Here is a 23246-nt window from a genome sequence, read left to right as displayed (position 1 = left end):
TGCATAAATTAAAAGTATAAATATTAGAAATAATTACCATAAAATATTGGATATTGTATACAGGATACAATATCTTCCAATACGTTCCGACTTTGTTTTGGAAAATAGGAACGTTTCTTTTTAGCTATTTTTTGGAAGGATAGCTTTCGCTGATGATTTTTACAGTATTCTGATGATGTAAAATGCCGTACCTTTCCGCGCTCTCCTCGTCCCCGGCGCAGATACATCTGGCGATCATATCATGCTCCTCTGCCACCAACTGATTTCGGGACGCCAGCTGATGGCGGCTTTTAAGTCCATAAGCGATGGAACGGTAACAGCGGGTAATCAAATACAGCTGCTCACATAAGGAGCGGATCAAGGGAGTTTTTATGCTTTTATAAATTAGGCTGTGATAAACATAATCGTTCTCCATAAACTTCTCGTCGTCGCCGCTTTTGGCGCACAAAAACGCCTCGTCTACCAGCTGGGTCAAAAGCATTTTATCCCGCTCGTTCATCTCCTTGGCGGAAATTCTTGCAGCCAATCCCTCCAGGGCGGAACGCACATAAAAAATTTCATGTATCTCATCGGACATAAAGCTGGCAACCTTGGCTTCCTTGTGGTTCGGTTTGCTCACCAGCCCAATGGACGCCAGTTTATTGATCGCTTCCCGGATGGGAGTACGGCTGATGTTCATTTGGCGGGACAACTCACTGGTATTCAAAGGAGAATCCGGGGGCAGCTTGCCGGAAAGGATATCATCCCGCAAAGTATCGTACACGATGTCCTGCAGGGTACGGTATTCCGAGCAAACATTATTCATGCGCAGGATATCCATCAGATCTACATTTTCATTTGCCATTATGTAAGCCCCTTCTATAACTTAGACAACATTACATTTTGCATATTGTATACAATTCCCTTATTTGCTTTTATGATAACATCCTAAAATAGAAACCGCAAGCAGAAAAGTAAAAGTTTGGAGGACCTTTGGTAAATCGGTTTTTGTCTTTGTAAAATTCCCACAACAAAAAGGAAAAAATGTTCCTATAAAAAAACAGGCGCCTGTGAAAGGCGCCCATAGAAAAAATAAAATTAAACGAGAGAACCATTTGTGCAAACACAGGAAAGTCCGTTGGCCACGTCCCGGCAGGCTTCATAGAAAATCCCCACATCCACAGAGTGGGCGATATATTTTACCCCCTCCTGTTTCCAGCGGAGCCCTTCCTTTACAGAATCTACAAAGGTCCCCACCGTGATCCCGCGCTCCTGGGCCAAACAGATGATCTCCTTTATTTTCTCCACCACCAAAGGATGCGTTACCTGTCCGGTTACGCCCAAAGACTGAGACAGATCGTAGGGCCCCACAAAAATTACGTCGATCCCAGGGACCTGCAGTATCTCCGGAAGGTTGCGAACGCCCTCTTCTCCTTCAATCTGCAGGATCACAATAGTTTCGTTGGCCTGTCTGAAATACTCGAATTTGTCCAAGGCGGAATAATTGGCCGCCCTAACAAACCGGCACACCCCCCGCTGCCCCTGAGGGGAGAACTTGGCGAAGGTGACGGCATCCCGGGCGCTTTTCTCATCGCACACCTGCGGGACTTGGATTCCCGCCGCACCAATGTCCAGCGCCTTGCCGATGTACTCCTCAGTGTTCTCTGCGACACGGACGATAGGAAGGATCCCAGCACACTCAGCGGCGCGGATTAAATTTTGCATATTTTCATAGGAAACAGGGCCGTGTTCTGTATCCAGAATACAGAAATCCATCCCCCCGCCGGCGGCGGCTTCTACAAAAGCGCCGTCGCAGGTTTTCATAAACAGCCCGCATACGCCGTACTGGGAGAGTTTTTGCTTGAACTGTTTTATTTCCATCCCTTCACCCCATTACCATTCAGCCACGGTACCGTCAAAATTCCGCCATAGAGGGTTTTTCCAGTTGTGGCCGATCTTATCCATTTCAATGATCTTCTCTTCATCAATGTCTATTCCTAGGCCGGGCAAAGTGGGGACCGCAATAAATCCATCTTTGTATTCAAAGGGGGATTTATCTTTCAGATAGTCCAACAAATCTCCGCCCTGATTATAGTGTATGCCCAGGCTTTGCTCCTGAATAAATACGTTGGGGGTACACATATCTAGCTGCACGCAGGCGGATAGAGCAATGGGACCCAGCGGACAATGAGGAGCAACTGCCACGTCGTAAGCTTCCGCCATTGCCACGATTTTTTTGCACTCAGAAATTCCTCCCGCGTGGGAAAGATCCGGCTGGATTACATCCACATAACCGGCGGACAGAATATTTTTGAAATCCCATCGGGAAAATGCCCGTTCTCCGGTGGCGATGGGGACGCTGGTATACCTAACAATCTCCTTCAGAGCCTCGATATTCTGGGTTAGTACTGGTTCTTCAATAAACATAGGACGATATTGGTCCAGTTCTTTGGCCAGTACCTTGGCCATGCTTTTATGCACTCGGCCGTGAAAGTCGATGGCTATATCCATATCAAATCCCAGCCCATCTCGGATCGCCTGTACCCGTTGGAGCACCGCGTCTACCTTTTTAAAGCTGTCGATATAGTGCATCTCTTCCGTGGCATTCATTTTTACTGCAGAATACCCTTGGGACAGTTTTTCCCGGGCAGCGGAAAGCACGTCGCTGGGGCGGTCGCCGCCAATCCAGCAGTACACCTTTAATTTATCCCGGCATCTGCCGCCCAATAGATTGTAGATAGGCGTATTAAAATATTTTCCCTTAATATCCCAAAGTGCTTGGTCAATTCCTGCAATGGCGCTCATCATTTCTGGTCCGCCTCGGTAAAAACCACCCCGGTAAAGCACCTGCCAATGATCTTCAATATTCATTGGGTCCTTTCCGATCAGGTAGTTTTCTGCCTCTTGTACCGCCGCCCGTACGGTGGCAGCACGGCCCTCGATGACAGGCTCGCCCCAGCCGCAGAGGCCGGAGTCCGTTTCTATTTTCAGGAATTGCCATCTGGGTAAGACAGTATATAATTTAATCGCTGTAATTTGCATTACAGATGTTCCTTTCTGACACATAAAAAGATTTATTTACTGTTTATCCAGTGAAAACCTCTTTTGCTTGTGTTTTTTTATTTTACTTGCAGCTAAAGGGCGCTAACACCTGGCGGTCCAACGTAGCCAGCACGGCGCAGGCGCCGGGAAGCATCTGACAAATTTCAATATTTACGCATTGGCCCGCCACCATGTACGCGTCCATGAACGGTACGTGATAATCGTTTTCCACCCGCTTAATAATATCGTATACCGCATGGCGGATGGCCTGCTCAATGTTGTTGTCCTTATATCCCAAAGACCCGATAAAGCGCGGGGTATTGACCTGCGGCCAATCAAAATACGAAGGATCGTCCCATGGAATGATTTCTACAGAAAGGGTGACTTCCCCGTCGCATTCAACAGCGCACCCCAACAGCTCCCCGGCGCACTGTTTGGCGTGCAGATCGCCCAGGGAAAGCAAGGCCCCTTCCACATTCACCGGCATCACAATTGTACTTCCCTTTTTAATGTGATGGCAGTCCACGTTGCCCAGCATTTCCTTACTGGACCAGTAGGAAGCAGTAACGTCTTCCTTCATAGCCACGCTGATGGTGCCGATAAACGGCTCGGTTTCCACGGGGATATCCCTGTTTCCCATACGCAGAGTAAGGGTATCCCCCCTTACATCGCACCATTCGGTTTGAGGCGGGTAACACTCTGGGTAAAAAGGATTGGCAAACAGCCCTTGGCCGGGCACATAAGTATAGTAGCCTTCATTGCCGCAGTCCCCCAGGCGGATATCTTCAATTTTTACCGCCAAACGGTCCCCCGGTTTTGCCCCTTCGACATAAATTGGTCCGGTTACCGGGTTAGATCTCACTTCCATTACATGATCATGATCCCGGAAGACGGGATTTTCCCGGCTTAAGTACATATCGTCCGCCCGGATAGTCTGGACCGCCAATTTCTCTCCCGGTTTAATGGAAATTTTTGGGGGATTGCCCCGGTCGATTAAAAAATGTACGTTTTCCCGATCACGGGTTAAAAGCTTCATGAAAAGCAACCTCCTTCACACATCACAACTTATCCCTTAACTGCGCCTGCGGTAAGGCCCTGGACCAGTTGTTTTTGAGAAATAATCGTAAAGATCAGCACTGGGATGGTAATTAAAATACCGGCCGCCGCCATATTGGACCAGGCAACTTCACGGACAGTAACATATCCCATAACCGCCAGGGTAACGGTTTTGGCGTTTTTGGCTGTGAACAGCACAGCGAACAAAAATTCGTTCCAGCAGTTGATCATAACCAAAATCGCAGACGCCGCAATCCCATGCAGGGTAACCGGCACGGCGATTTTAAATAACGCTCCAAATTGACCGCAGCCGTCTACACGGGCGCTTTCCGCCAATTCATTGGGCATTTCATCAAAGAAGCCTTTCATCATCCAGATAACCAGCGACAGGTTAGCGAATACATATAGAATAATAAGCCCCAATTTCGTATCCATTAACCCCAGCTTTCGAAAGGCGACAAACAATGGGATAACAATTACAATGGGCGGAACAAACCTGGTAGATAAAACGAAAAAGCTGATATTTTGCTTCTTTTTAAACTTAAACTTGGAAAGGGCATATGCCGCCGGGATTCCTGCCAGCATAGCTACAAAGGTAGCCGTAAGGCTGACGACCAAACTGTTTCCCACCTGTTTCATAAACCCTTTGGTAGAGGGCACCCACCGTCCCTCGTTGTCCTCCCGCTCTACGCCGAACAAAACTTCTTTGTAGTTTTTTAAGGTAGGCTCATAGATCAGTTTAGGCGGGATTACCAAGGCTTCCTCCGAGGTTTTAAAGGAGATATTGGCGATCCACCACAAAGGGAAGAGGGCAAAAATTAAAATGATGGCCACCATGAAATAGATAAGTATGTTGCCTAGAGTTTTCTTCATGTTAGTCATAGAATACTTTCACCCCTGTCTTATTAATAAAGAATTTAAATCCATAGTTACAGATCAGCAAAAGTACCAGCGACAAGGCGGCCGCGTACCCCAGATCGAACCACTGGAATCCCTTCAGATAGATATAGTACGGCAGAAGCTGAGTGCTTTCGCCAGGGCCGCCGCGGGTCATGGTAAACACCAGGTCGAAGGCTTTCATAGCGTCGATGGTGCGCAGCAAAATCAGTGTCAACAGCACCTGCTTGAGCATGGGAATCGTCAATTTAAACAGCGTCTGGAACTTGGTGGCGCCGTCGATCATTGCGGCCTCGTACGCGTCCTTGGGCAGGGCGTTAAGACCGGCTGTAATAGTCAAAAAGCTAAAGGGCATCCATTCCCAAATATTTACAATAAGTACGGAGATGAGAGCGGTAGAAGTGGAACCCAGCCACTCCGGGCCCCGTATTCCCAAAAGGGATAAAAAATAATTGATGGGGCCTAAACTGGGATCGTACATAATTTTCCAGAACATAGCGGCCACAACCGGTGTTACCGCCATGGGAACAATTACCAGGGTGCGGATAACTCCGAGTCCCCGAATCTTACGGTTAAGTGCGTAAGCAACAATAAACCCTAATACAATTTCCCCCGTCACCGTGCATACAACAAAGATCATTGTGCGGCCTAAACTTTTCCAAAAAACCGTGTCCTTGAGAATATTCAGGTAGTTGGAAATACCTATAAAAGAGGGGGCCGGACTGGTGGTATTCCAACTGCACAGGGAAAGATAGATCAGCGCCACGGTAATATAAAGGGCGAACGCCCCCATGATACATAGTGCAGGGGCGAGAAAGCAGCCGATATAGCGCTTTTCAAGCCAGGCGCCAACTCTTTTAGATAAACTCATTACCTTATCCTCCATTACAAAACGGGTGAAAGGGGCATGGGCAAAGTCAAACGCCCATGCCCCTTTGTTTGCTGGTAAAAACCAAATCAGCTTAAATAACCTTTTTGCTTAAGCATTGTTTCAATGTCCGCCTGGGCTTTGTTCAGAGCCTCTTCCGCGGTGGACCCACCAGCGATTACGTCCTGTACAGCAATACCTAAAATATCGCCCATTTCATTCCAGTTGGGGAAAATAGGACGGTAGCTGGCATCTGCTTTCTGCAAGGATTCCAAGCAGACATCGGTATATGTACCGTCACAGATATAGCTAAGCTGCTCTTTCATTTCGGGGGCTTCCCAAGAGGACGCACGGGCGGGTACGCCAGTTTTAAGCCCTCTCTTTAAGGTCATTTCCGGGCTGGTTACCCACTGTACAAACAGCCACGCGGCGTCTTTGGATTGGCTGAACTCATTGATGCACATGGTATGGGAGTAAATAGCTGGCCAGGAGCCGCCTTTTCCTCCGGGAACCATAGCGCAGCCCCACAGGCCACGAGTTTTGGAGGTGTTTTCATCTTCGATGATTGCCGCGAAGGCGTTGGCGTCCATAGTCATCGCTACTTTGCCGCTGGCCTGCCCGGTATAAACTTCCATGTTGGTCCAGTTTGCAACGCCCTGAGGGCCATAGTTCTGCAGGATTTCCGCATAGTATTTGGTGGCTTCGATGGCTTCCGGAGTATTGACAGTGGGGGTCATGTCGTTGGGAAAATCCACAAAGAATTCCCCGCCGAAACCGCGGAAGAACTGGGTCCAAGTATAGATATTCATACCAGAGCCGCGCTGACCCCTCAGGGCGATACCGGCGGTTTCCTTGCTGTGGATTTTAGACGCTACGTCCCACAGCTCATCAAAATTGGTGGGAACTTGGCAGCCGGCAGCTTCCAACAAGTCCTTACGGTACATGAGGATATTGGTTTCGCCGGTGTAAGGGATACCGTAAAGCTCTCCGTTATACTTAGCAGTGCTTAAAGGTCCTGCTAAGATATCGTCTGGCTGATACCATTCTTTATCGGTAAATTGAGGATTGTCAATATACCCCTGTACCTTCGTCAGATAACCGGAACTGGCAAACTCGGGCATCCGCATCATATCCATGGTGAAGCAGTCGATGCTTCCAGTGCCGGAAACAGTATCGATCTGAACTTTCTGATACAGCTGATCTTCCGGATATTGTTCGATGGTGACATTAATACCCGTTAGATCGTAAAATTCAGAAAGCAGGGAGTCTACATAGTCCGCCTCGCCGCCTACATAGGTAGCAAAAATAATTTCTTCACCTTCACACTGTCTCCAATAGTCTTTTTCTGTCAGGGTAGCAGGATCCTGTTCAGAACTAGCTTCCGGAGCAGTCGGAGCATCGCTTGCAGGCGCATCGGCTCCTGGGGTGTCCCCGCCGCCGCAGCCAGTGATCAGGGACAGACAGAAGATTACCGCGAGAAATAATGCTACTAACCTCTTTTTCATTTTTTTCCTCCTTAAATTGTTTTTCAAAAAAACAGCTTATTGTCCTCTGAAGGCAGGGCCCTTGCTTTCGTGGAGCAAAGCTATTTATACGACGAATTATTCGGAGAGAACTTGCATACTTCGCTCAATATTCCGGGACATAAGCAGCTTCGCCAGATCGGGATCCTTCTGCTCGATGGCCTGATAGATGTTCCAGTGGTCTTTCGCGGAAAAGTGAGTGCCGATGTTGTAGTTCATCTCCACAAAATGGGTTTCCAGGGTCTGCTTTATGGTAATAATCGCAGAATAAAACACTTCGTTTTTGGACGCTTTGGCGATACACATATGAAAGTCCAGATCCGCTTCGGAGTATTTCTGGAAATCCTCCACATTATCCATCATCCGCTGCGCGGCAGCGCGAATTTGATTTAAGTCGTCCTGGTCCCGACGCAGGGCGGCATAATAGGCACACTCCGCGTCCACAATCCGGCGGTATTCCAAAATATCCACAATCCGGCTTTTGGAAAGAAACTCGAACTGCATTGCCGAGGTATCGTTGTTGGCCATGGTACGGGAAACATAGCTTCCGCTTCCATGCCGTGTTTCAATCATGCCAATAGCTCCTAATTTATGTAACGCGCCCCGGATGGTATTCCGGCTTACATTAAAAGTGTTCACCAGCTCGCTTTCACTGGGGAGCTTGCTTCCAAGGGGCCAAACTCCCGAAACGATCTGATTTTTCATTTGGGAGTAAACCTCAGTCACAAGATTTTTCTTTGCAACTTGTATCATGTCCTACCTCTTATTCAACTGCTAAGCAATGATTTCATTTATTTTATAGCACACCTGCGTTTCCATTGTCAACAAAATTTTAGTATATTTTACACATAAAAAACTAATATTTTCCAAATTTAATAACCAAATTATACAAAAAATTGGTTTTTTTGGATGGAACAACTTTTCAAAAAAAACCATTTTTCGGGAACATGGCAATGGTACAACTTTATGAATAAATTGTGAATAAAACGTAAAAAACCATAGATCTATCCTCCTTTCAAAAATTTGCCGATTTGTTGAAATTCCCCATAGCTTCGGGAGTTTTTCCCCGGAAAACCCCTTGGACAAATTCATCCTACAACTATTTTCCCCTGCCTTACATTGCCTGAAAATAAAAATGCAATGGGACGCTTACACCCATTGCGTATTTTATCGTTCCTATTTTATTTCCAGAGTCATGTTATTCTATGAAAAAATTATACTCGTGCGGGTAAGCTCTTGCAATAGCAATTGAAAAGTCTTTGCATTAAATTATACCAAAAGGCAAATTGACCAAAACTAAAAGCCATGTTATAATGAGAAATAATTATTTTGCAAAAAGAGGGATGTTGGGAAAGGAGCAGGATGGGTTGGATAGTTACAAACCAAAACCACGGGACGAAGCGGCGGAAACGATTGAGTGTTTCATTATAAGAAATAATCTGTGTCCCCATGATAAACTCCCTTCCCAACGGGAGATGTGCGCTATGTGGTCGTTTAACCGGGTAACCCTTTGTTCTGCCATTGAGCGCCTTACTCAGGAAGGAAAGTTGTACAGCCGACCGGGTTCCGGCGTTTATGTGGCCCCGCCAAAGATACAGCGTAATCTGCTGCGGCTTCAGTCTCCGACTGATTATGCCCGGGAAGAAGGAACTCAGCTGCAAACCAAGAACCTTTCTTTTACAGTGATGCCCTGCACCCGCCAGCTTTCCCAAAAGCTTCACATTCCCTTGGGGCGCCCGGTATATAAGCTGGTACGCCTGCGAATGATCAACCAAGTGCCTTCGGAGATCGATACTTCTTATTTGGATGCGCAGAAGGTTCCCGACTTGGAAAATTACAATTTGGAAACCCGGTCGTTGTATGAAATTTTGCGCACACAGTATCGTTTTCAACTGACCGGCGGGGAAGAGAATATATCCATTACTTATGCGGATCCTATGGAAGCGAAATTTTTAGAAATTCCGGAAAATACAGGGGTGTTTTATCTCAGCGGTACGGTGTGGGATGAACAAAAGACCCCTTTGGAATATTATAAATCACTGGTACGCTCGGAACTTTTGAAATACTCCAGTACTCTGCGCCGGTGATAGAGTCCTGCGAAAAACATTTTGCCGGAGGAGGCTTTAGATTGAACGACCACACCGAGCAGATCAGTTACCGATCTCCTATCTATTTGCAGTTGCGGGAAGTGATCCGTGCGCAGATTGAGGAGGGGGAATATCCTCCAGGGACCAGTATTCCTTCAGAAAATGAGCTGGCCGCCACTTATGGAATCAACCGGCTGACTGTGCGCAATGCCATTTCCACTCTGGTAAGCGAGGGACTGTTAAAACGGGTCCAGGGAAAAGGCGTTTATGTTATCGGGCCGAAAAATCCGCGGGAGCTGGAGGCGGTGGGCGGTTTCACTCCGGTGACTCAGGGAGGAAACGCCTACGAGACAAGAATTTTGATAAAAACGGTCCGTCCGGCCCGGGAGAAATACGCAAGCATCTTTGGGCTTTTTCCGGAAGAGGAGATCTATTATATCCGCAGGTTAACTAAGCTGGATGGAGAGCCGGTTTTCCTGGAGGACGCGTATATACCGAAAAAGGTATTGCCTAATTTGGAGGATATCGATTTAAAAGTATTTTCCCCTTACGAGGCGTTTGAGTATTATGGCGTACGCCTGATGCGCACCTACCAGACGCTGGATATCACCACGCTGGACCCGCGGGAGGGAAAAATGCTGGGGGTCGCCCCGCAGCAATCGGTGATGCTGTTTGAGTGTACTAGCTATGACCAGGATGATCGCGCGATTGAGTTTACCAGGACGTATGTCCGTGGAGACAGGTGTTCGTTTGTCGTTCATTACCACGAATAGAGAGAAAATGAAAATCGGGATACCCGCTGTCGGCGGGTATCCCGATTTTTTTGTGAGAAAAAACTTAGACAAGTATTAATCGGAAATATACCATTTTACAAAACGACTAAAAAATGGTTGAAAATTTAAGGAAAATACCGAAAAAATCCAAGTTATTACTAACAAACAGGTAAAAATATTGTAGTAAACCCTGAAAGAAATCACCCATCATTGACTCAAATTAGACCATATGGTATACTTGCAATATTAACTGGTGGAAAAATAGATAGGTAAAGGATAATTACGATCCAAATAATATAGGCGGCAAGGAATGTATTTAATAAGACCAAAACCACAAAGGGTTTTAGTTTTTTGTTAGAAAGGAAGGTTTTTCATGAAAAAATATCTGTTGGGGATCGATAACGGCGGTTCCATGACAAAATGCGCGGTGTTTGACCTGAAAGGCAATGAGATCGCCGTGGCAAGCGTGCGCATACCGTTGATCGAGCCCCAGGCGGGCTGGACGGAACGAGATTTAAACGAGGTTTGGGAAGGCAACGCCAAAGTGATTTCCGAAGCGGTGAAAAAGGCGGGCGTCTCCCCGGATGAAATCATAGGGATCGGACTTACCGGCTACGGCAACGGAATCTGCTTTGTAGATAAGGAGGGAAATCCCGTTTATAACGGCGTGGTATCCAGTGATAACCGCGGTGCGGATTTGTGCACCCGTCTGGCGGACGAAGGCGTGCAGGATGCGATCTATCATTTGACCTACCAGGAATTTTGGCCGGCCCAGACTGCCATTATGATGGTATGGTTTAAAGAGAATATGCCGGAAGTGTTGGAAAAAACCACGTATGTCCTTTCTATCAAAGACTTTATCCGTATGAAACTTACTGGAAATCCTTGTTATGAGGTGACGGAAACTACCTGTAATGGGTTAATGAACATTCATACGCAGGAATATGATCCTGATATTTTCAAGGCTTTGGGCCTGAGTGAATATATGGACAGAATGCCTAAATATGCGGGAGTTACGGAGGTTTCCGGACGGGTGACTGAAGAAGCGGCCAAAAAGACCGGCCTGACAGCGGGAATCCCAGTGGCGGGGTCCTGTTACGATGTAAATACCGGCGCCTTGGCCAGCGGAATTTTGGACGACGATACCCTGTGTATGATCGCGGGTACCTGGTCGATTAACGAGCATTTAACCAAGGAGTTAATCGATGGAGCCAACTCCATTGCCCGGTCCTATCATCCGGACTACTATATTTTAGAAGAAAGCAGTCCGACCTCTGCCAGCAACTTTGAATGGTTTGTTGAAAGCTTTTTGGAGCCGGACCGGCCGGGGGTTTCTAAAGGAACTTTGTATGATGAGTGCAACAGACTGGTGGACAGCATCCCCCCTGAGGACAGCGATGTTATCTTCATTCCATATCTGTTTGCCTCCGCTACCCATCCGGACGCGAAGGGAGCGTTTTTTAACCTGACTAGTTATAACAACCGAGGCCATGTGATCCGTTCCATCTATGAAGGAATCGTATTTTCCTCGAAGGTCCACGTAAAACGTCTGATGGAGGGCGGAAAAACCTTTAAATCTGCAAAACTTTCCGGCGGTATTACCAAGTCGGAAGTCTGGTCCCAGATGGTGTGCGACATCTTCCAGATGCCGCTGGAAGTTTCCGCGGCTTCTGAGCCGGGCGCTTTGGGAGCGGCAATGTGCGCGGCTATTGCCGGCGGCGCTTATAAAAACTATGACGAGGCCGTCAAAGAGATGGTACATATGAAAAAGACTTATTATCCAAATAAGGAAAAAGCGGAAATTTACAACAAGAAATTTGCCGCCTATGAAAAGGCTCTGGCGGCTTTGGATTTCTTCTATACGGAGGAGTGATTTCCTTCATCTGCGGCTAATTGCGGTTTCTCCTGCCGGCAAATAAGCGCCGGCAGGAGAAAAGATTTATTTTTTGAGGGGGGATTTTATGATACAGATTGTACCGTCCATCGCTTCTTCCAACCTGCTGGAGATTGGGGAAGAAGTGCGCCGGGTAACCAAGGTGGGGTACTTGCACCTGGATGTGGAAGATGGAAACTTCAGCCCGGATATTACCTTTGGCATGGACATGATCCAAGCGGTAGCCGAACACACCAATGCCGTATTGGACGCCCATCTGATGGTGAGCGACCCGCTGAAATATATCGATCCCCTGTGCGACTGCGGGGTGGAATGGATCGCGCCGCATATTGAAAGCACTCTTTATCCTTCGGAGCCTTTGGGGAAAATTCATGCCCGTGGGAAGAAAGCGGGACTGGCTTTAAATTACAAAACGGATGTGAGGGAGTTAGAACCGTATTTTGACCAGCTGGATTATGTGCTGCTGCAAACCAGCGAAGCGGGGGATACGGGACTTTCTTTCCGGGAGTTTTGTTTTGAGAAGATTGCAAGAGCAAGAAAGTTGTTGCCCAAACATATTTCCCTGTGGGCGGACGGCGGGATCACTGGGGATATTCTGCCAAGGCTTGCCCAATGCGGCTTAGATCACGCAGTGATGGGAAGAGCGATTTTTGGCGCGAAGGACCCACAGGCAGAGTATACTCGCCTGATGGGGATGGGAAACGCAGCGGCTTCTTTATAAGAGATTGAGGGAGGAAGGATTGGATTTGAATAAACATCCCTATCCTTTAGGAATTTATGAAAAAGCGTTGTACCGCAAGCCTTTGTGGGAAATGCTGGATGACGCGGCCCGGGCAGGATATGATAATTTTGAGATCAGCCTGGACGAGACGGATATGCGTCTGTCCCGCTTGGAGTGGAGCAGCGAGCGCTTTTTAAGGGTTAAGCAGGCCGCTATGGAAAGCGGAGTACAGATATTTTCCGCCTGTTTCAGTGGACATCGCCGCTTCCCCTTAGGAAGCAGCGACCCGGATGTGGAAAAACGGGCCATGAAGATGATGGAACAGGGGATCCGTTTCTGCTGCGAATTGGGAGTACGGGTCCTGCAGGTAGCGGGATATGATGTATTTTATGAGCCAAGCACTGCCGATACGGCAAAACGCTATGATGAAAATCTGGCTAAAAGCGTCCTAATGGCGGCGAAAGCTGGTGTGATGCTTTCTGTTGAGCCGGTGGAAAGATATGTCACTTCCGTGGGAAAGGCGATGGAACTGGTGAAAAACATCCGTTCTCCGTGGCTGACGGTATATCCTGACACGGCAAATCTGTATATGATGGGATTTGATCCGGTGAAGGAATTGAAACTGGGGGAAGGAAAGCTGGCCGCCCTGCATGTGCGGGAGGCGCCGGATGACGAGTATATTCCCTTTGGGGAAGGGGTATTAAATTTCCCTGAGATTTTTAAAACGCTGAAGGAAACCGGATTTTCCGGTCCTATCACCGTGGAGCTGTGGAACGAAGAAAACCCACAGTATATGCAAGTGGTTACCCGGGCAAGGGAATTTTTAGAAACTATCATGAATGGGGAATGATGTCCATGTACGAAAAGGAAAAACAACAGTTGATCGACTGCGCCCGGCAGATGCTGCGCTATAATCTGATCGCCCTGTCGGGAGGAAACGTAAGTCTGCGGATGCCAAACGGCTGTTTTTTGGTGACGCCGTCCGCTATGGGGTATGATAACATGACGGTGGACGACATTGTGATGATTGATGAAAACTGCCAGGTGGTGGAAGGCGCGCGCCGCCCTTCTTCCGACAGCTTGGCCTTGCTGTATATTTTCAAGCACAAACCACAGGTAAACGCCGTAATTCATACTCATCAGCCCTATGCGACCGCAGTGGGATTGGTGGAGGATTGTTTACCTGCCTGTCTTACTACCATTATTGATACTGTCCATGACCATGTGCCGGTAGCGCCCTTCACGGTTTCTTCCGACGAGGGGATGGGGGTGCTGACTGTAGAACATTGCGGCGGCGCCAATGCGGTAATTTTGCGCAATCATGGGGTCATTACTTTTGGTGAAGATTTGGAAGAGGCGCTGGAAACAGCAGTATACTTAGAAGAATCCGCGAAAGCGTATTTGGCCGCCCGGGCGGTAGGCCCGGTACATCTGCTTACAGAGGAGCAGATCCGGGACGAGGATACCGACCGGGGAAATTATGGCCAATAATGCGTAATATTTAGCCTACTCTTACCCTTTATCAACATAATCCTAAAAAGGGGCTGGGCGGCGCAGTTATTAACTGCGCCGCCCAGCCCCTTTTTGGCTTGTTTTTAACGCGGAGAGATGTTACACTAAAGCTGATAAAATGTAAAAAATGGGAATGAGATGACGCGGTATGGGGCAGGAAATGCTGGCAATTTATGATGAAGATCTCAAAGAAATCGGGAAGGCGCCCCGGGAAGAGGCGCACAGGAAAGGGTTTCTTCACCAGGTAGTGCACTGTTGGGTCGCCACAAGGCAAGGGGAGGAGATTTGGCTGTATTTTCAGCAGCGCTCTTTTGAGAAAAAAGATTTTCCAGGGCTATATGACCTGGCGGTAGGCGGACATATTGATGCCGGGGAAGAAGCGACGGACGCTTTGCTGCGAGAGATGAGGGAAGAAATTGGAGTGGTTCCTCAGAAAGACAGACTGCGCTATCTTGGGATACGCCGGGAGGAAATCCGCTTGGGGACATTTTATGACCGGGAAATTGCCCAGGTGTATCTTTACGATCCCCTTCAGCCATCTTTTTCTCCTGGGGAAGAGGTAGAGAGGATGATCGGGATACCTCTGCCGGAGCTGAAGAAAAAGGAGCTGTTTGGGCAGAAAGAAATTCTTGGATACACTTTGGATGGAAAGCGGATCACTTTAAAAGAAGAGATGTGGTGCCGGCATCCGGGGGAATTTGAGGAGATGGTTTTGCCGGTAATCCAGGGGTTAGAGGTGAGAGAATTATGATGACAATTATCTCCCCGGCAAAGAATATGATTCCCATATGCACCGCCCATGTTTACCCAAAACAGCCGAAATTCAAAAAGCGTGCGGATATCCTGTGGAGAGAGTTGAAAGAATATAGCCCGTGGCAGCTGGAAAGTATTTTTCAGGAAAGCGCACAGCAAGGGATGAAGGCGTTTGAGCGCTATCAGCAATACGATCCCCAAGAATTAGGGAGCGCAGCGGTGTGCTCTTATCAGGGACTGCAGTATATTTATTTGGATCCTTTGGATTTTTCAGCGGATGATTTCAGCTTTGCCGATCAGCACCTGCGGATATTAAGCGCATTTTATGGGGCGCTTTGCCCAAGCGATGGGATACAGCCTTACCGATTAAAGATGGAATGTAAATTGACAGTGGAAAACAAAAAATTGTATGAATTTTGGGGCAATATAGTCTACCGCGAAGTCTATTCCGCCGGAGGTCCGGTGATCAATCTTGCGTCAAAGGAATATGCGAAGATGATAACCCCTTATTTAACGTATAAAAATCAGTTTATTACCTGCGATTTTCTGGCCCGGCGCAAGGGAAAATTGATCTGTATTCCCACCCTGGCTAAAATGGCGCGGGGGAGGATGGCCAGGTATATCATTAAAAATCGGATCGATACGCCGGAAAAGCTATACAGCTTTTCCCCCGACCATTACCGGTATTTAAAAGAAATGTCCACCAAAGACAGATATGTTTTTTTAATATTGGAGGATGAAAATGAACTTTCGCAGGAAGATATATAGTATTACACAGCAAATCCCTTATGGCCGGGTAGTTTCCTATGGACAGCTGGCCTTGCTGGCGGGAAACCCGCGCGCCGCGCGTGCTGTGGGTTACGCTATGCGGCAGGCTCCCCATGGGCTTCCATGCCACCGGGTAGTGCATCAGGACGGAAGCACCACAGACGCGTTTGATATTGGATCCCGAAATTTCCAGCGGCAGATGCTGGAGGCAGAAGGGGTAGAATTTACTCCGGACGGCCGGGTGAAAATGGAGGACTACCGCTGGGATGGAGAAGGTTGCCAGGTGGTGCAGGAATAAAAGAAAACGGACAAGAAAAATGATAATTTTCTTGTCCGTTTGGTTACTTCTCTTTCTCTTCATAAAATAGCTGCTGCAACTGGTTTAATAAAGATAATACTTTTTCCTGTGTCTCCTTGGGAAGGGATGCAAATTGACTCTGATCACCGGGATCATAGCCGTTAGCCATAAAAATCATAGTTTCTTTACGTCCTGGAAATATTGGCGCAGGTTCAAAGAAATTCGTGATATTTATCTTTAAAACTTCCGCCAGTTTACATAAAGTATTAATCGTGGGATTTGCGATACCGCGCTCAATATTTCCCAAATGGGAGGGGCTGGAATTGACCAGATGCGCTAGCTGTTCCAACGTTAGGCCGACATGTTCCCGAATTGAGCGCAGGTTGTGGCCGATAACTTCATTTACCGCTGCAAAGATTATTTCCATATATTTTGTCACCATATCTCAAACGTAGCTTGGAAGGTGTATTGCATCACCAAACTTTTGATTAGTTGAATTTGAAAGGGAAAAATGCAACTTATTTCCGATCCATCAATTTATGGGTTACATAGTCCTCCCCTTTTTCGTCGAGGAGATACCTGCCCTTTTCACCATTAGAACGGATATAACGATTACGGGTGCTGGCATTGCTCAGAGCCTGGGGAATATTAAACGTAATAGGCTCCTTTACTATGCGCAAAAGGGTAAAGGCGGTGTCTTTGTCGATTACGTCCAGCAGTTTATTTTTGTGCATCCAATAAAAGAGCACAACCACCTGATCCACACGGGAAGTAAGGTGCATGGAGTGATAAAACAAATTAAGATCCTCTTTTTGCTTGTTGTCCAAAGGCAGACTCACTAGCCGATATGTAGGCGGATTACGTTTGGAACGTTTTTTCGGGGAAGGGGACTTTGCTGTCTGAGGCTGGGTTAATATTTCCTGTATTTTATTGCTGCCAGCCGGGGTAAGGGCATAGGTCAAATTGTCCGAACTAGATAAATAGCCGCTGGCGTGAAGATTTTGTAGATTGGAAGAAAAATTATTAGAACGGCTTCGTGTCAAGCGGCCGGTTTGACGATAAACACCACGAATTTCATCCCGTGAAACAGGAACCATCCCGAATTTTGAAGCATAAAACGCATAGATTAAAATCCATTCTGATTCCGTTCGAGGCAAATTTTTTGAAAGGATAACCTCTATAGAAGGAAACGTTTCTTTGACCTGTGCATCAGCTGCACCGGTGATTTTAAGCGGCGGGGAAGGTTTTGCTGCTGGTACGGTGGAAATGGGCGGTTTCCCCGATTGAGAATCCAGCGCTCCCAGCCCGCTCTCGCACAGTTGGGAAAAGATTGTTTGAATGACGGCTCCTTCCCCTTCCAATTCTACATTGGCGTTGCCAATTTGTATTTTTAGCTTGATGTCCGGCATTTTTTGCTCCCCTTAATATTGAATTAACTGCAGTACACCACGGAGTGAATAGCAATTCAAGGGGTTGAAATGATTTTTAGGTCATAGAACCTATTTTTTATCTCAATTTTAGTGAAAATCACTGGAAGAATAGCAGAAAAAGTGCTATACCGTAATATGGGGAAATTATTGACCGCCTCATTAAATCGCTTTCATACCCCGGTTCCATAGTCCTTGACTTCTTTGCTGGAAGCGGAACGGTTGGCAGAGTGTGTATTGCCCAGGGACGGCATTGTTTGATGTGCGACAGCGATCCGGCTTCAAAGGATTATTTCAATAAACACATTGAATTGATGAAGAATTTGGGGCAAGACGCAGAATATGAAGAAATTCAAAGGGTTGACGATATCACGGTGCATAAAAATCTGCAAAAAACTACAATATATTGAATAAAAATAGCAGAAACACGCTATATATACATATTGTATGCAGTATAGCATGTTTCTTATTGTCTGCTGTAGGAAAACATTTTAGGAAAGAAGTGAAACTAATGGAGATAGAACGGAAATTTTTAATTGACGGTTTTCCCGACCTGCAGGAACTGCGCAGAGAAAAGATGCATCAAGGATATTTGTGCTCTAGTCCGGTGGTGCGTATACGAAGTACGCAGACGCATTCCTCCCAAGAGTTTGTCTTGTGTTTTAAAGGAAAAGGTACTCTTGCCAGAGAGGAAATTGAACTTCCAATTAGCGAGGATATATTTGTTCGGTTAAAGGCGTTGCTCCCCATGCCCTTGGTGCAAAAAGACCATCGGGTATATTCCTTGGAAGGAGGACATCTGCTGGAGTGTAATTTAGTGGACGAGGGGGAGCAGACCCAGTTTTACTATGCGGAGGTAGAGTTTTCCACTGTGGAAGAGGCCAACGCATTTGTGCCGCCTGCCTTTCTGGGGCGGGAGGTCACTTGGGAGCCGGAGTACAGCATGTCCCATTACTGGAGCCGTAAATTGGCGAAGAGACAGGAAAACACAGAAGAATAGACTCCTAAAAAATGATAAGGCAGTTTGCTGCCGGCGATTTTGAGTAGGAAAAAAAGGACGCCTTACTTTCCTCCCATGAAAGAGCCGGGGAGCAAAGTCTGTTTGTAAATTTTACCTGCCGGGGAAATGGGTAGCTGCTATTGGCGTTTATGGAAAACAGGCGCACCGATAAAAAAGGAACTATCCATTGAGATAGCTCCTTTTATAGTATTTTATTGGGAGATATAGAAAACTTATTTAAACTGCTGAATGAACGTTTCCACCTCTGCAGTGCCATCGGTGGTATATACATAGCTAAATGAAAAGCCCTTCTGTTCCCAAATAGCGTAGGTGGTGTCGGTATATTCGTAGTATTTGACTTCAATATCGTCTATATTTTTGGTTTCCACTAGGGAGCCGCCATGGATGCCGCTAATATCCTCACTTCCGTACAGAATGCGAAACTCCGAGCCATCAGTATATCTCACCTGGCCCATAGTGGGATAGCTGTCCACAACCAAAACCTCGTAGGCTTCAATCTCTTTATCTAGAGTGGGGACCTCGAAATCAAGATATTCCTCCATCTCAGATACAGAACTAACGGTGATGATCGGGTTGGGAACTTGAACGAAGTCAGGATTAGGAGCAATATTATTGTTGTTTTGAGTGAACATTACTCCGCCAATAATCACCAGGCAAAGGCACGCCGCCATGGCTCCCCACTTAATCCAAATGGGTTTTTGCGGTTTCTTTTTTTTGTACTGGATAGCTTCGTCCACATACTTGTCATCTATTTCATTCATAGCTTCGGAAAATTTTTTCGAGTTCATATAAATACCTCTCTTTCAATCAGATAATCTTTCATTTTTTGACGGATACGGGTCAGCCGTACAGAGATATTTTTCTCCGTAAGTCCTACAAATTCCGCGATGTCCTTACAGCTGTCAGAAAACCAGTAGCGGCGCATAAAGATAACGCGGTTTTCAACGGTCAGCGTTTCCAGAAAGTTTTCGATCATTCGAGCTAGCTCCCTGGCCTCAATTTCAATTTCTATTGTGTTCGGGTCTTCTATGCAGGCTTCGATTTCTTCCATAGCAATCGTGTAGCTACCGCTTCGTTTGGCAGTTTCTTTCCTGTAATAGTTTTTCAAAGAAATGTTCCGAACAATTTTACAGATATAGGTCAACAGAGGGTGTGGCCTTGCTGGGGGAATTGCGTTCCATGCACCTAAATAGGCGTCATTGACGCATTCCTCAGCATCTTGAATGCTATTTACAATGTTGTACGAGAGCTTGTGACAAACTTTGCCGTATTTTGTGTTTAACTCTTGTATGCCCTGTTCTGAACGCATGAAAAACATTTCAATGATTTTTTCGTCTTCCATCATCATATCGCCTCCTTTTTGTCTTCACCTATATACTACGGTTTTAACGGCGAATACTACATCAAATTCAAAACTTTTTTAAAAAAATTATATCATACTTTAGATAAGATTGCTTGCGGCGACTTTCGCAGCTTTTGCAGCGGCCTCCGGGAGACACAGGAAAGGAAAAGCATATCTACCCGAGGAAATCCAAACGGAGCGGTTTATTTATAGAGAAATTTATTAACAGCAGCTGCCACGGCCCGCGCCGAAAGCGCCTGGCGCTTTTTCCGCCGAAGGCGGTTAGACAAACCAAAGGTTTGTCCGGCGCGGGCCCCAGCCAAGCGAGAAAGGTGGAAAACTATGAAGATTGAGATATTGCCGCAGGAGTTCGCGGTATGTAAGGTGCGCGGCCTGCCGCAGGAGCTGCTGGAAAAGGAGTTTGTATTTTTCAGTCATACGGACCGGGAGCTTTCCCTGGTTTGTCCAAAGAGCGTTATGCCGCTGGACTGCAAAACAGCAGAAACCGGCTGGCGGGGAATGCGTATCCAAGGACAGCTGGAGTTTTCCTTGATTGGAATTTTGGCAAAAATATCTACGCTGCTGGCGGAAAACGGGATTAGCTTATTTGCGGTTTCTACCTATGATACCGATTATTTTTTTGTGAAAGAAGAGCGGTTTGAAAAAGCGGTCCAACTGCTGAACCAAGGAGGATACGCCTTGGCTTTTATGAGCTGATTAAAAACAAAAAGGCGTTTTGTGTCCGGAAGGATACTTTTAGAAAGGGAAACCATCAAATGCTCTTATCAACAGTTTAGCCACATAATATTTACATCACCTGCTGGAAAATAGTCCATAAATAGTGTAAAATACAAATGACAAAAGAGGGATAGTTATATCCCCGTATGATATATTTTACATATTTGGAGGTTATACCATGAAACGAGCGGCAGCATTGCTGGCAATGCTTTTGCTGTTTGCGACCGGATGCCAGAAAGAACCGGAGACAATTGTTCTTACAGGGACGGTGGAAGAAGTCAACGACCACTGTGTATTGATCAGTACGGAGGATTGGGATCATTGCGACCGGGCAATTGTAACATTTGATGGGCAGATGGAAATCCCCTTTAACCTTATGGCGGGTCAGAAACTTCGTTTTACCATTCTTCCCACGATAGAGCAAACCTATCCGGCACAGGTGACAGCGATAAAAGTGGTACTGTTGAAAGAGGAACAAACGTCCTCCAGGGACGATGATATCCGGCAGGAATCGTCCTTTGCCCAGCCGCGGGAAGACGGCGGTATGCAGGAGGAAAATTTAGCGGACGGGTAAAATAGATGCGTCCCTTCGCCCGGGCAGCTTTGTGGTGTAAGGGAGAGCAGTCCTTTTGGACGGCGGGCTAGTTTGATTTTATAAGTGGGTAACTACCAGGCAAAGGAGATCTTTGATATGATAGACGTCCATATTTCCCAACAGTTGCGGGAAAAAATCCCGGCGGCTGTACTGGGGTGTATTCAGTGTTGTGTGAGCGTAGAAAAAAGTCCGGCGGAGCTGCTTGGAGAGATAGATGTGTTTGTTCAAAGAGCACAGGAGAAACTTAAACTGGAGGACATTATTACCCAGACGCATATTGCCGATACCCGCATAGGCTATAAGGCGCTTGGCAAAGATCCTCACCGGTACCGCAATTCCTGTGAGGCTATGATGCGCCGGGTTTTGCAGGGAAAAGGACTTTATCATATCAATAATGTGGTGGAAGTCAACAATTTGGTTTCGCTTACCAGCGGATTTTCCTTGGGAACCTATGATGTACAAAAGCTGTCGCCGCCGATTTTTTGGGCGCCAGCCCCACAGGGCAGCCATTATCAGGGAATTGGAAAGGACCAGATCAATACCGAGTTTTTGCCGGCTCTGTTTGATGAGGAAGGGGCGTTCGGCAACCCTACCAGCGACAGTGTAAAGGCGATGATTACTCCAGAAACCCGGGAGATTTTGCTGTGTGTTTATTCTTTCAGTGGGGAAGACGGACTGGCCTCTGCCATAAGGCAGGCCAAAGAGCTGCTGGAAAGATATTGTAATGCCCGGAATATACAGGAGCGGATTATAAAATAATCGTTTGAAAGAGGAAAAGACGTGACAGAGAAGTTATATTATGCAGACGCCTATCTCACCAGCTTTGCCGCAAAGGTTACCAGCTGCTGTCCAAAGGGCGAGCGCTGGGCGGTAACTTTGGACAGAACGGCCTTTTATCCGGAAGGAGGCGGCCAGCCTTGGGATACAGGCATGTTGGGGGACGCAAAGGTGCTGGAAGTATTCGACCGGGGAGAAGAAGTAGAGCATATACTGGACAAGCCCTTGCTGGAAGGCGGACAGGTACAAGGTCAAGTGGACTGGAAAAGGCGATTTGATTTTATGCAGGGGCACACGGGAGAGCATATTCTTTCCGGGATGATCCATCGGCTTTATAAATTGGATAATGTGGGCTTTCATATGGGCCACGATGCCATCAGTATTGATGTTAACGGGGAGCTGACGCCGGAACAAATCCGAACGGCAGAGGACCTGACCAATGAAATTATCTATAAAAACTTGCCGGTAGAGGTATTGTATCCCACTGCAGAAGAGCTGGAAACCCTGGAATACCGCAGTAAGAAAGAACTTTCCGGTCAAGTGCGGATCATCCGTATTCCAGACGGCGATGTATGCGCCTGCTGCGGGCTTCACGTAAAAACTACAGGAGAGGCGGGGCTGGTTAAAGTCCTTACCTTCCAGCGGTACAAAGGCGGGATGCGTATTTTCCTTTTATGCGGCAGGCAGGCGATGAAGGATTACTGTCAGAAAAACGACGATATCTATGCCATAGGGGAGCTTCTTTGCGCCAAAGCAGGGGAAACAACAGACGCGGTTAGGCGGATGCTGGAAGAAAATAACCGCCTGAAACATACCCTTGCCGGAGTACAAAATCAGTTGCTTGACTTGAAAGCGCAGCAGGTTATTCAGGGAGCCCGGAATATTTTGAGATTTGAGCAAGGGCTGGCCCCGGACGCAATCCGCCGGTACTGCCTGCTGCTCAGTGAGAAATGCGATGGAGTGGCGGCGGTCTTTTGCGGCAGTGACCGGGACGGGTATAAATATGCCTTGGCAGGAAAAGAAACGGATGTGAGGCCCCTGGGAGGAAAGCTAAATAAGGCGTTTGGCGGACGGGGCGGCGGAAGCCCTTTGCTGGTCCAGGGTTCTCTTATCGGAGAGAAAGAGAAGATCCAGGCGTTTTTTGTAAACGTTATGGAAGAATAGAATAGGAGGAC

At 47.0% G+C, this 23246-nt stretch carries 27 protein-coding genes; 15 read left to right on the top strand and 12 right to left on the bottom strand.

What is annotated here, in order from left to right; all coding sequences use genetic code 11:
* Nucleotides 1-124: 124 nt before the first annotated feature.
* From H8705_RS06715 to H8705_RS06680, 8 genes are all read right to left on the bottom strand, one after another.
* Nucleotides 125-844 (bottom strand): GntR family transcriptional regulator, encoded by a 720-nt coding sequence (locus tag H8705_RS06715; RefSeq protein WP_262395064.1) that lies wholly within the window; start codon nt 842-844, stop codon nt 125-127.
* A 233-nt stretch (nt 845-1077) separates the two neighbouring features.
* Entirely contained in the window at nt 1078-1860 is a 783-nt protein-coding gene (locus H8705_RS06710; RefSeq protein ID WP_262395063.1) for an HpcH/HpaI aldolase family protein, read from the bottom strand.
* 12 nt (nt 1861-1872) lie between these two features.
* Nucleotides 1873-3021 carry a galactonate dehydratase gene (dgoD, locus tag H8705_RS06705; protein ID WP_262395062.1) on the bottom strand — a complete coding sequence of 383 codons (1149 nt, stop codon included), beginning with the start codon at nt 3019-3021 and terminating at the stop codon, nt 1873-1875.
* Between the two features lie 82 nt (nt 3022-3103).
* Nucleotides 3104-4057, bottom strand: coding sequence for an acetamidase/formamidase family protein (locus H8705_RS06700; RefSeq protein WP_262395061.1), 954 nt, complete (start codon nt 4055-4057; stop codon nt 3104-3106).
* A 29-nt stretch (nt 4058-4086) separates the two neighbouring features.
* Nucleotides 4087-4959 carry a carbohydrate ABC transporter permease gene (locus H8705_RS06695; protein ID WP_262395060.1) on the bottom strand — a complete coding sequence of 291 codons (873 nt, stop codon included), beginning with the start codon at nt 4957-4959 and terminating at the stop codon, nt 4087-4089.
* Nucleotides 4952-5845, bottom strand: a complete 894-nt coding sequence (locus H8705_RS06690; protein WP_262395059.1) for a carbohydrate ABC transporter permease — start codon at nt 5843-5845, stop codon at nt 4952-4954. Before H8705_RS06690 ends, H8705_RS06695 begins: the two co-directional genes overlap by 8 nt.
* Nucleotides 5846-5931: 86 nt before the next feature.
* A complete protein-coding gene (locus H8705_RS06685; protein WP_262395058.1) occupies nt 5932-7347 on the bottom strand; it encodes an ABC transporter substrate-binding protein in 1416 nt (471 codons plus the stop codon).
* 96 nt (nt 7348-7443) lie between these two features.
* Nucleotides 7444-8118, bottom strand: coding sequence for a FadR/GntR family transcriptional regulator (locus H8705_RS06680; protein WP_262395057.1), 675 nt, complete (start codon nt 8116-8118; stop codon nt 7444-7446).
* 614 nt (nt 8119-8732) lie between these two features.
* Here H8705_RS06680 and H8705_RS06675 point away from each other — a divergent pair.
* The 9 genes from H8705_RS06675 to H8705_RS06635 all read left to right on the top strand — a co-directional run bounded on the left by H8705_RS06675 (nt 8733) and on the right by H8705_RS06635 (nt 16171).
* Entirely contained in the window at nt 8733-9452 is a 720-nt protein-coding gene (locus H8705_RS06675; RefSeq protein WP_262395056.1) for a GntR family transcriptional regulator, read from the top strand.
* Between the two features lie 41 nt (nt 9453-9493).
* On the top strand, nt 9494-10225 hold the full coding sequence (locus H8705_RS06670; protein ID WP_262395055.1) for a GntR family transcriptional regulator: 732 nt from the start codon (nt 9494-9496) through the stop codon (nt 10223-10225).
* 373 nt (nt 10226-10598) lie between these two features.
* Complete coding sequence (locus H8705_RS06665) at nt 10599-12098, top strand: FGGY-family carbohydrate kinase (protein WP_262395054.1); 1500 nt, start codon at nt 10599-10601, stop codon at nt 12096-12098.
* 88 nt (nt 12099-12186) lie between these two features.
* On the top strand, nt 12187-12840 hold the full coding sequence (locus H8705_RS06660) for a ribulose-phosphate 3-epimerase (RefSeq protein ID WP_262395053.1): 654 nt from the start codon (nt 12187-12189) through the stop codon (nt 12838-12840).
* A 19-nt stretch (nt 12841-12859) separates the two neighbouring features.
* On the top strand, nt 12860-13690 hold the full coding sequence (locus H8705_RS06655; protein ID WP_262395052.1) for an L-ribulose-5-phosphate 3-epimerase: 831 nt from the start codon (nt 12860-12862) through the stop codon (nt 13688-13690).
* Nucleotides 13691-13695: 5 nt separating this feature from the next.
* Complete coding sequence (locus H8705_RS06650) at nt 13696-14331, top strand: class II aldolase/adducin family protein (protein ID WP_262395051.1); 636 nt, start codon at nt 13696-13698, stop codon at nt 14329-14331.
* A 169-nt stretch (nt 14332-14500) separates the two neighbouring features.
* On the top strand, nt 14501-15103 hold the full coding sequence (locus tag H8705_RS06645) for an NUDIX hydrolase (protein ID WP_262395050.1): 603 nt from the start codon (nt 14501-14503) through the stop codon (nt 15101-15103).
* Nucleotides 15100-15873, top strand: a complete 774-nt coding sequence (gene yaaA, locus H8705_RS06640) for a peroxide stress protein YaaA (protein ID WP_262395049.1) — start codon at nt 15100-15102, stop codon at nt 15871-15873. Before H8705_RS06645 ends, yaaA begins: the two co-directional genes overlap by 4 nt.
* Nucleotides 15848-16171, top strand: coding sequence for an MGMT family protein (locus tag H8705_RS06635; protein ID WP_262395048.1), 324 nt, complete (start codon nt 15848-15850; stop codon nt 16169-16171). The genes yaaA and H8705_RS06635 overlap by 26 nt, the downstream gene beginning before the upstream one ends.
* A gap of 43 nt (nt 16172-16214) precedes the next feature.
* Here H8705_RS06635 and H8705_RS06630 read toward each other — a convergent pair whose 3' ends face one another.
* On the bottom strand, nt 16215-16598 hold the full coding sequence (locus H8705_RS06630) for a helix-turn-helix domain-containing protein (RefSeq protein WP_262395047.1): 384 nt from the start codon (nt 16596-16598) through the stop codon (nt 16215-16217).
* Between the two features lie 91 nt (nt 16599-16689).
* A complete protein-coding gene (locus tag H8705_RS06625) occupies nt 16690-17580 on the bottom strand; it encodes a hypothetical protein (protein ID WP_262395046.1) in 891 nt (296 codons plus the stop codon).
* Nucleotides 17581-17744: 164 nt separating this feature from the next.
* On the opposite strand from H8705_RS06625, the gene H8705_RS06620 reads away from it, so the two are divergent.
* Both H8705_RS06620 and H8705_RS06615 read left to right on the top strand, forming a co-directional pair.
* Nucleotides 17745-18008, top strand: a complete 264-nt coding sequence (locus H8705_RS06620) for a DNA methyltransferase (RefSeq protein ID WP_316248649.1) — start codon at nt 17745-17747, stop codon at nt 18006-18008.
* Nucleotides 18009-18109: 101 nt separating this feature from the next.
* Entirely contained in the window at nt 18110-18598 is a 489-nt protein-coding gene (locus H8705_RS06615) for a CYTH domain-containing protein (RefSeq protein ID WP_262395045.1), read from the top strand.
* A gap of 233 nt (nt 18599-18831) precedes the next feature.
* Here H8705_RS06615 and H8705_RS06610 read toward each other — a convergent pair whose 3' ends face one another.
* Nucleotides 18832-19407: a hypothetical protein gene (locus H8705_RS06610; protein ID WP_262395044.1), complete on the bottom strand. Its 576-nt coding sequence runs from the start codon at nt 19405-19407 to the stop codon at nt 18832-18834.
* Complete coding sequence (locus H8705_RS06605) at nt 19404-19967, bottom strand: sigma-70 family RNA polymerase sigma factor (RefSeq protein WP_262395043.1); 564 nt, start codon at nt 19965-19967, stop codon at nt 19404-19406. The genes H8705_RS06610 and H8705_RS06605 overlap by 4 nt, the downstream gene beginning before the upstream one ends.
* Nucleotides 19968-20303: 336 nt before the next feature.
* Here H8705_RS06605 and H8705_RS06600 point away from each other — a divergent pair, with 336 nt between their 5' ends.
* From H8705_RS06600 to H8705_RS06585, 4 genes are all read left to right on the top strand, one after another.
* A complete protein-coding gene (locus H8705_RS06600) occupies nt 20304-20678 on the top strand; it encodes an ACT domain-containing protein (RefSeq protein ID WP_262395042.1) in 375 nt (124 codons plus the stop codon).
* Nucleotides 20679-20877: 199 nt separating this feature from the next.
* Nucleotides 20878-21273, top strand: coding sequence for a hypothetical protein (locus H8705_RS06595; RefSeq protein WP_262395041.1), 396 nt, complete (start codon nt 20878-20880; stop codon nt 21271-21273).
* A gap of 117 nt (nt 21274-21390) precedes the next feature.
* Nucleotides 21391-22053 (top strand): B3/B4 domain-containing protein, encoded by a 663-nt coding sequence (locus tag H8705_RS06590; protein ID WP_262395040.1) that lies wholly within the window; start codon nt 21391-21393, stop codon nt 22051-22053.
* A gap of 21 nt (nt 22054-22074) precedes the next feature.
* Nucleotides 22075-23235: an alanyl-tRNA editing protein gene (locus tag H8705_RS06585; RefSeq protein WP_262395039.1), complete on the top strand. Its 1161-nt coding sequence runs from the start codon at nt 22075-22077 to the stop codon at nt 23233-23235.
* Nucleotides 23236-23246 lie beyond the last annotated feature (11 nt).

The organism is Youxingia wuxianensis, assembly GCF_014385085.1.
GTDB lineage: Bacteria > Bacillota > Clostridia > Oscillospirales > Ruminococcaceae > Youxingia > Youxingia wuxianensis.
This window is presented reverse-complemented; position numbering and strand designations above follow the sequence as displayed.

Excerpts from the sequence above, each read along its gene's own strand:
- H8705_RS06715 (WP_262395064.1), bottom strand. The coding sequence starts at position 844 with ATGGCAAATGAAAATGTAGATCTGATGGATATCCTGCGCATGAATAAT.
- H8705_RS06710 (WP_262395063.1), bottom strand. The coding sequence starts at position 1,860 with ATGGAAATAAAACAGTTCAAGCAAAAACTCTCCCAGTACGGCGTATGC.
- dgoD (WP_262395062.1), bottom strand. The coding sequence starts at position 3,021 with ATGCAAATTACAGCGATTAAATTATATACTGTCTTACCCAGATGGCAA.
- H8705_RS06700 (WP_262395061.1), bottom strand. The coding sequence starts at position 4,057 with ATGAAGCTTTTAACCCGTGATCGGGAAAACGTACATTTTTTAATCGAC.
- H8705_RS06695 (WP_262395060.1), bottom strand. The coding sequence starts at position 4,959 with ATGACTAACATGAAGAAAACTCTAGGCAACATACTTATCTATTTCATG.
- H8705_RS06690 (WP_262395059.1), bottom strand. The coding sequence starts at position 5,845 with ATGAGTTTATCTAAAAGAGTTGGCGCCTGGCTTGAAAAGCGCTATATC.
- H8705_RS06685 (WP_262395058.1), bottom strand. The coding sequence starts at position 7,347 with ATGAAAAAGAGGTTAGTAGCATTATTTCTCGCGGTAATCTTCTGTCTG.
- H8705_RS06680 (WP_262395057.1), bottom strand. The coding sequence starts at position 8,118 with ATGATACAAGTTGCAAAGAAAAATCTTGTGACTGAGGTTTACTCCCAA.
- H8705_RS06665 (WP_262395054.1), top strand. The coding sequence starts at position 10,599 with ATGAAAAAATATCTGTTGGGGATCGATAACGGCGGTTCCATGACAAAA.
- H8705_RS06660 (WP_262395053.1), top strand. The coding sequence starts at position 12,187 with ATGATACAGATTGTACCGTCCATCGCTTCTTCCAACCTGCTGGAGATT.
- H8705_RS06650 (WP_262395051.1), top strand. The coding sequence starts at position 13,696 with ATGTACGAAAAGGAAAAACAACAGTTGATCGACTGCGCCCGGCAGATG.
- H8705_RS06645 (WP_262395050.1), top strand. The coding sequence starts at position 14,501 with ATGGGGCAGGAAATGCTGGCAATTTATGATGAAGATCTCAAAGAAATC.
- yaaA (WP_262395049.1), top strand. The coding sequence starts at position 15,100 with ATGATGACAATTATCTCCCCGGCAAAGAATATGATTCCCATATGCACC.
- H8705_RS06635 (WP_262395048.1), top strand. The coding sequence starts at position 15,848 with ATGAACTTTCGCAGGAAGATATATAGTATTACACAGCAAATCCCTTAT.
- H8705_RS06630 (WP_262395047.1), bottom strand. The coding sequence starts at position 16,598 with ATGGAAATAATCTTTGCAGCGGTAAATGAAGTTATCGGCCACAACCTG.
- H8705_RS06625 (WP_262395046.1), bottom strand. The coding sequence starts at position 17,580 with ATGCCGGACATCAAGCTAAAAATACAAATTGGCAACGCCAATGTAGAA.
- H8705_RS06615 (WP_262395045.1), top strand. The coding sequence starts at position 18,110 with ATGGAGATAGAACGGAAATTTTTAATTGACGGTTTTCCCGACCTGCAG.
- H8705_RS06610 (WP_262395044.1), bottom strand. The coding sequence starts at position 19,407 with ATGAACTCGAAAAAATTTTCCGAAGCTATGAATGAAATAGATGACAAG.
- H8705_RS06605 (WP_262395043.1), bottom strand. The coding sequence starts at position 19,967 with ATGATGATGGAAGACGAAAAAATCATTGAAATGTTTTTCATGCGTTCA.
- H8705_RS06600 (WP_262395042.1), top strand. The coding sequence starts at position 20,304 with ATGAAGATTGAGATATTGCCGCAGGAGTTCGCGGTATGTAAGGTGCGC.
- H8705_RS06595 (WP_262395041.1), top strand. The coding sequence starts at position 20,878 with ATGAAACGAGCGGCAGCATTGCTGGCAATGCTTTTGCTGTTTGCGACC.
- H8705_RS06590 (WP_262395040.1), top strand. The coding sequence starts at position 21,391 with ATGATAGACGTCCATATTTCCCAACAGTTGCGGGAAAAAATCCCGGCG.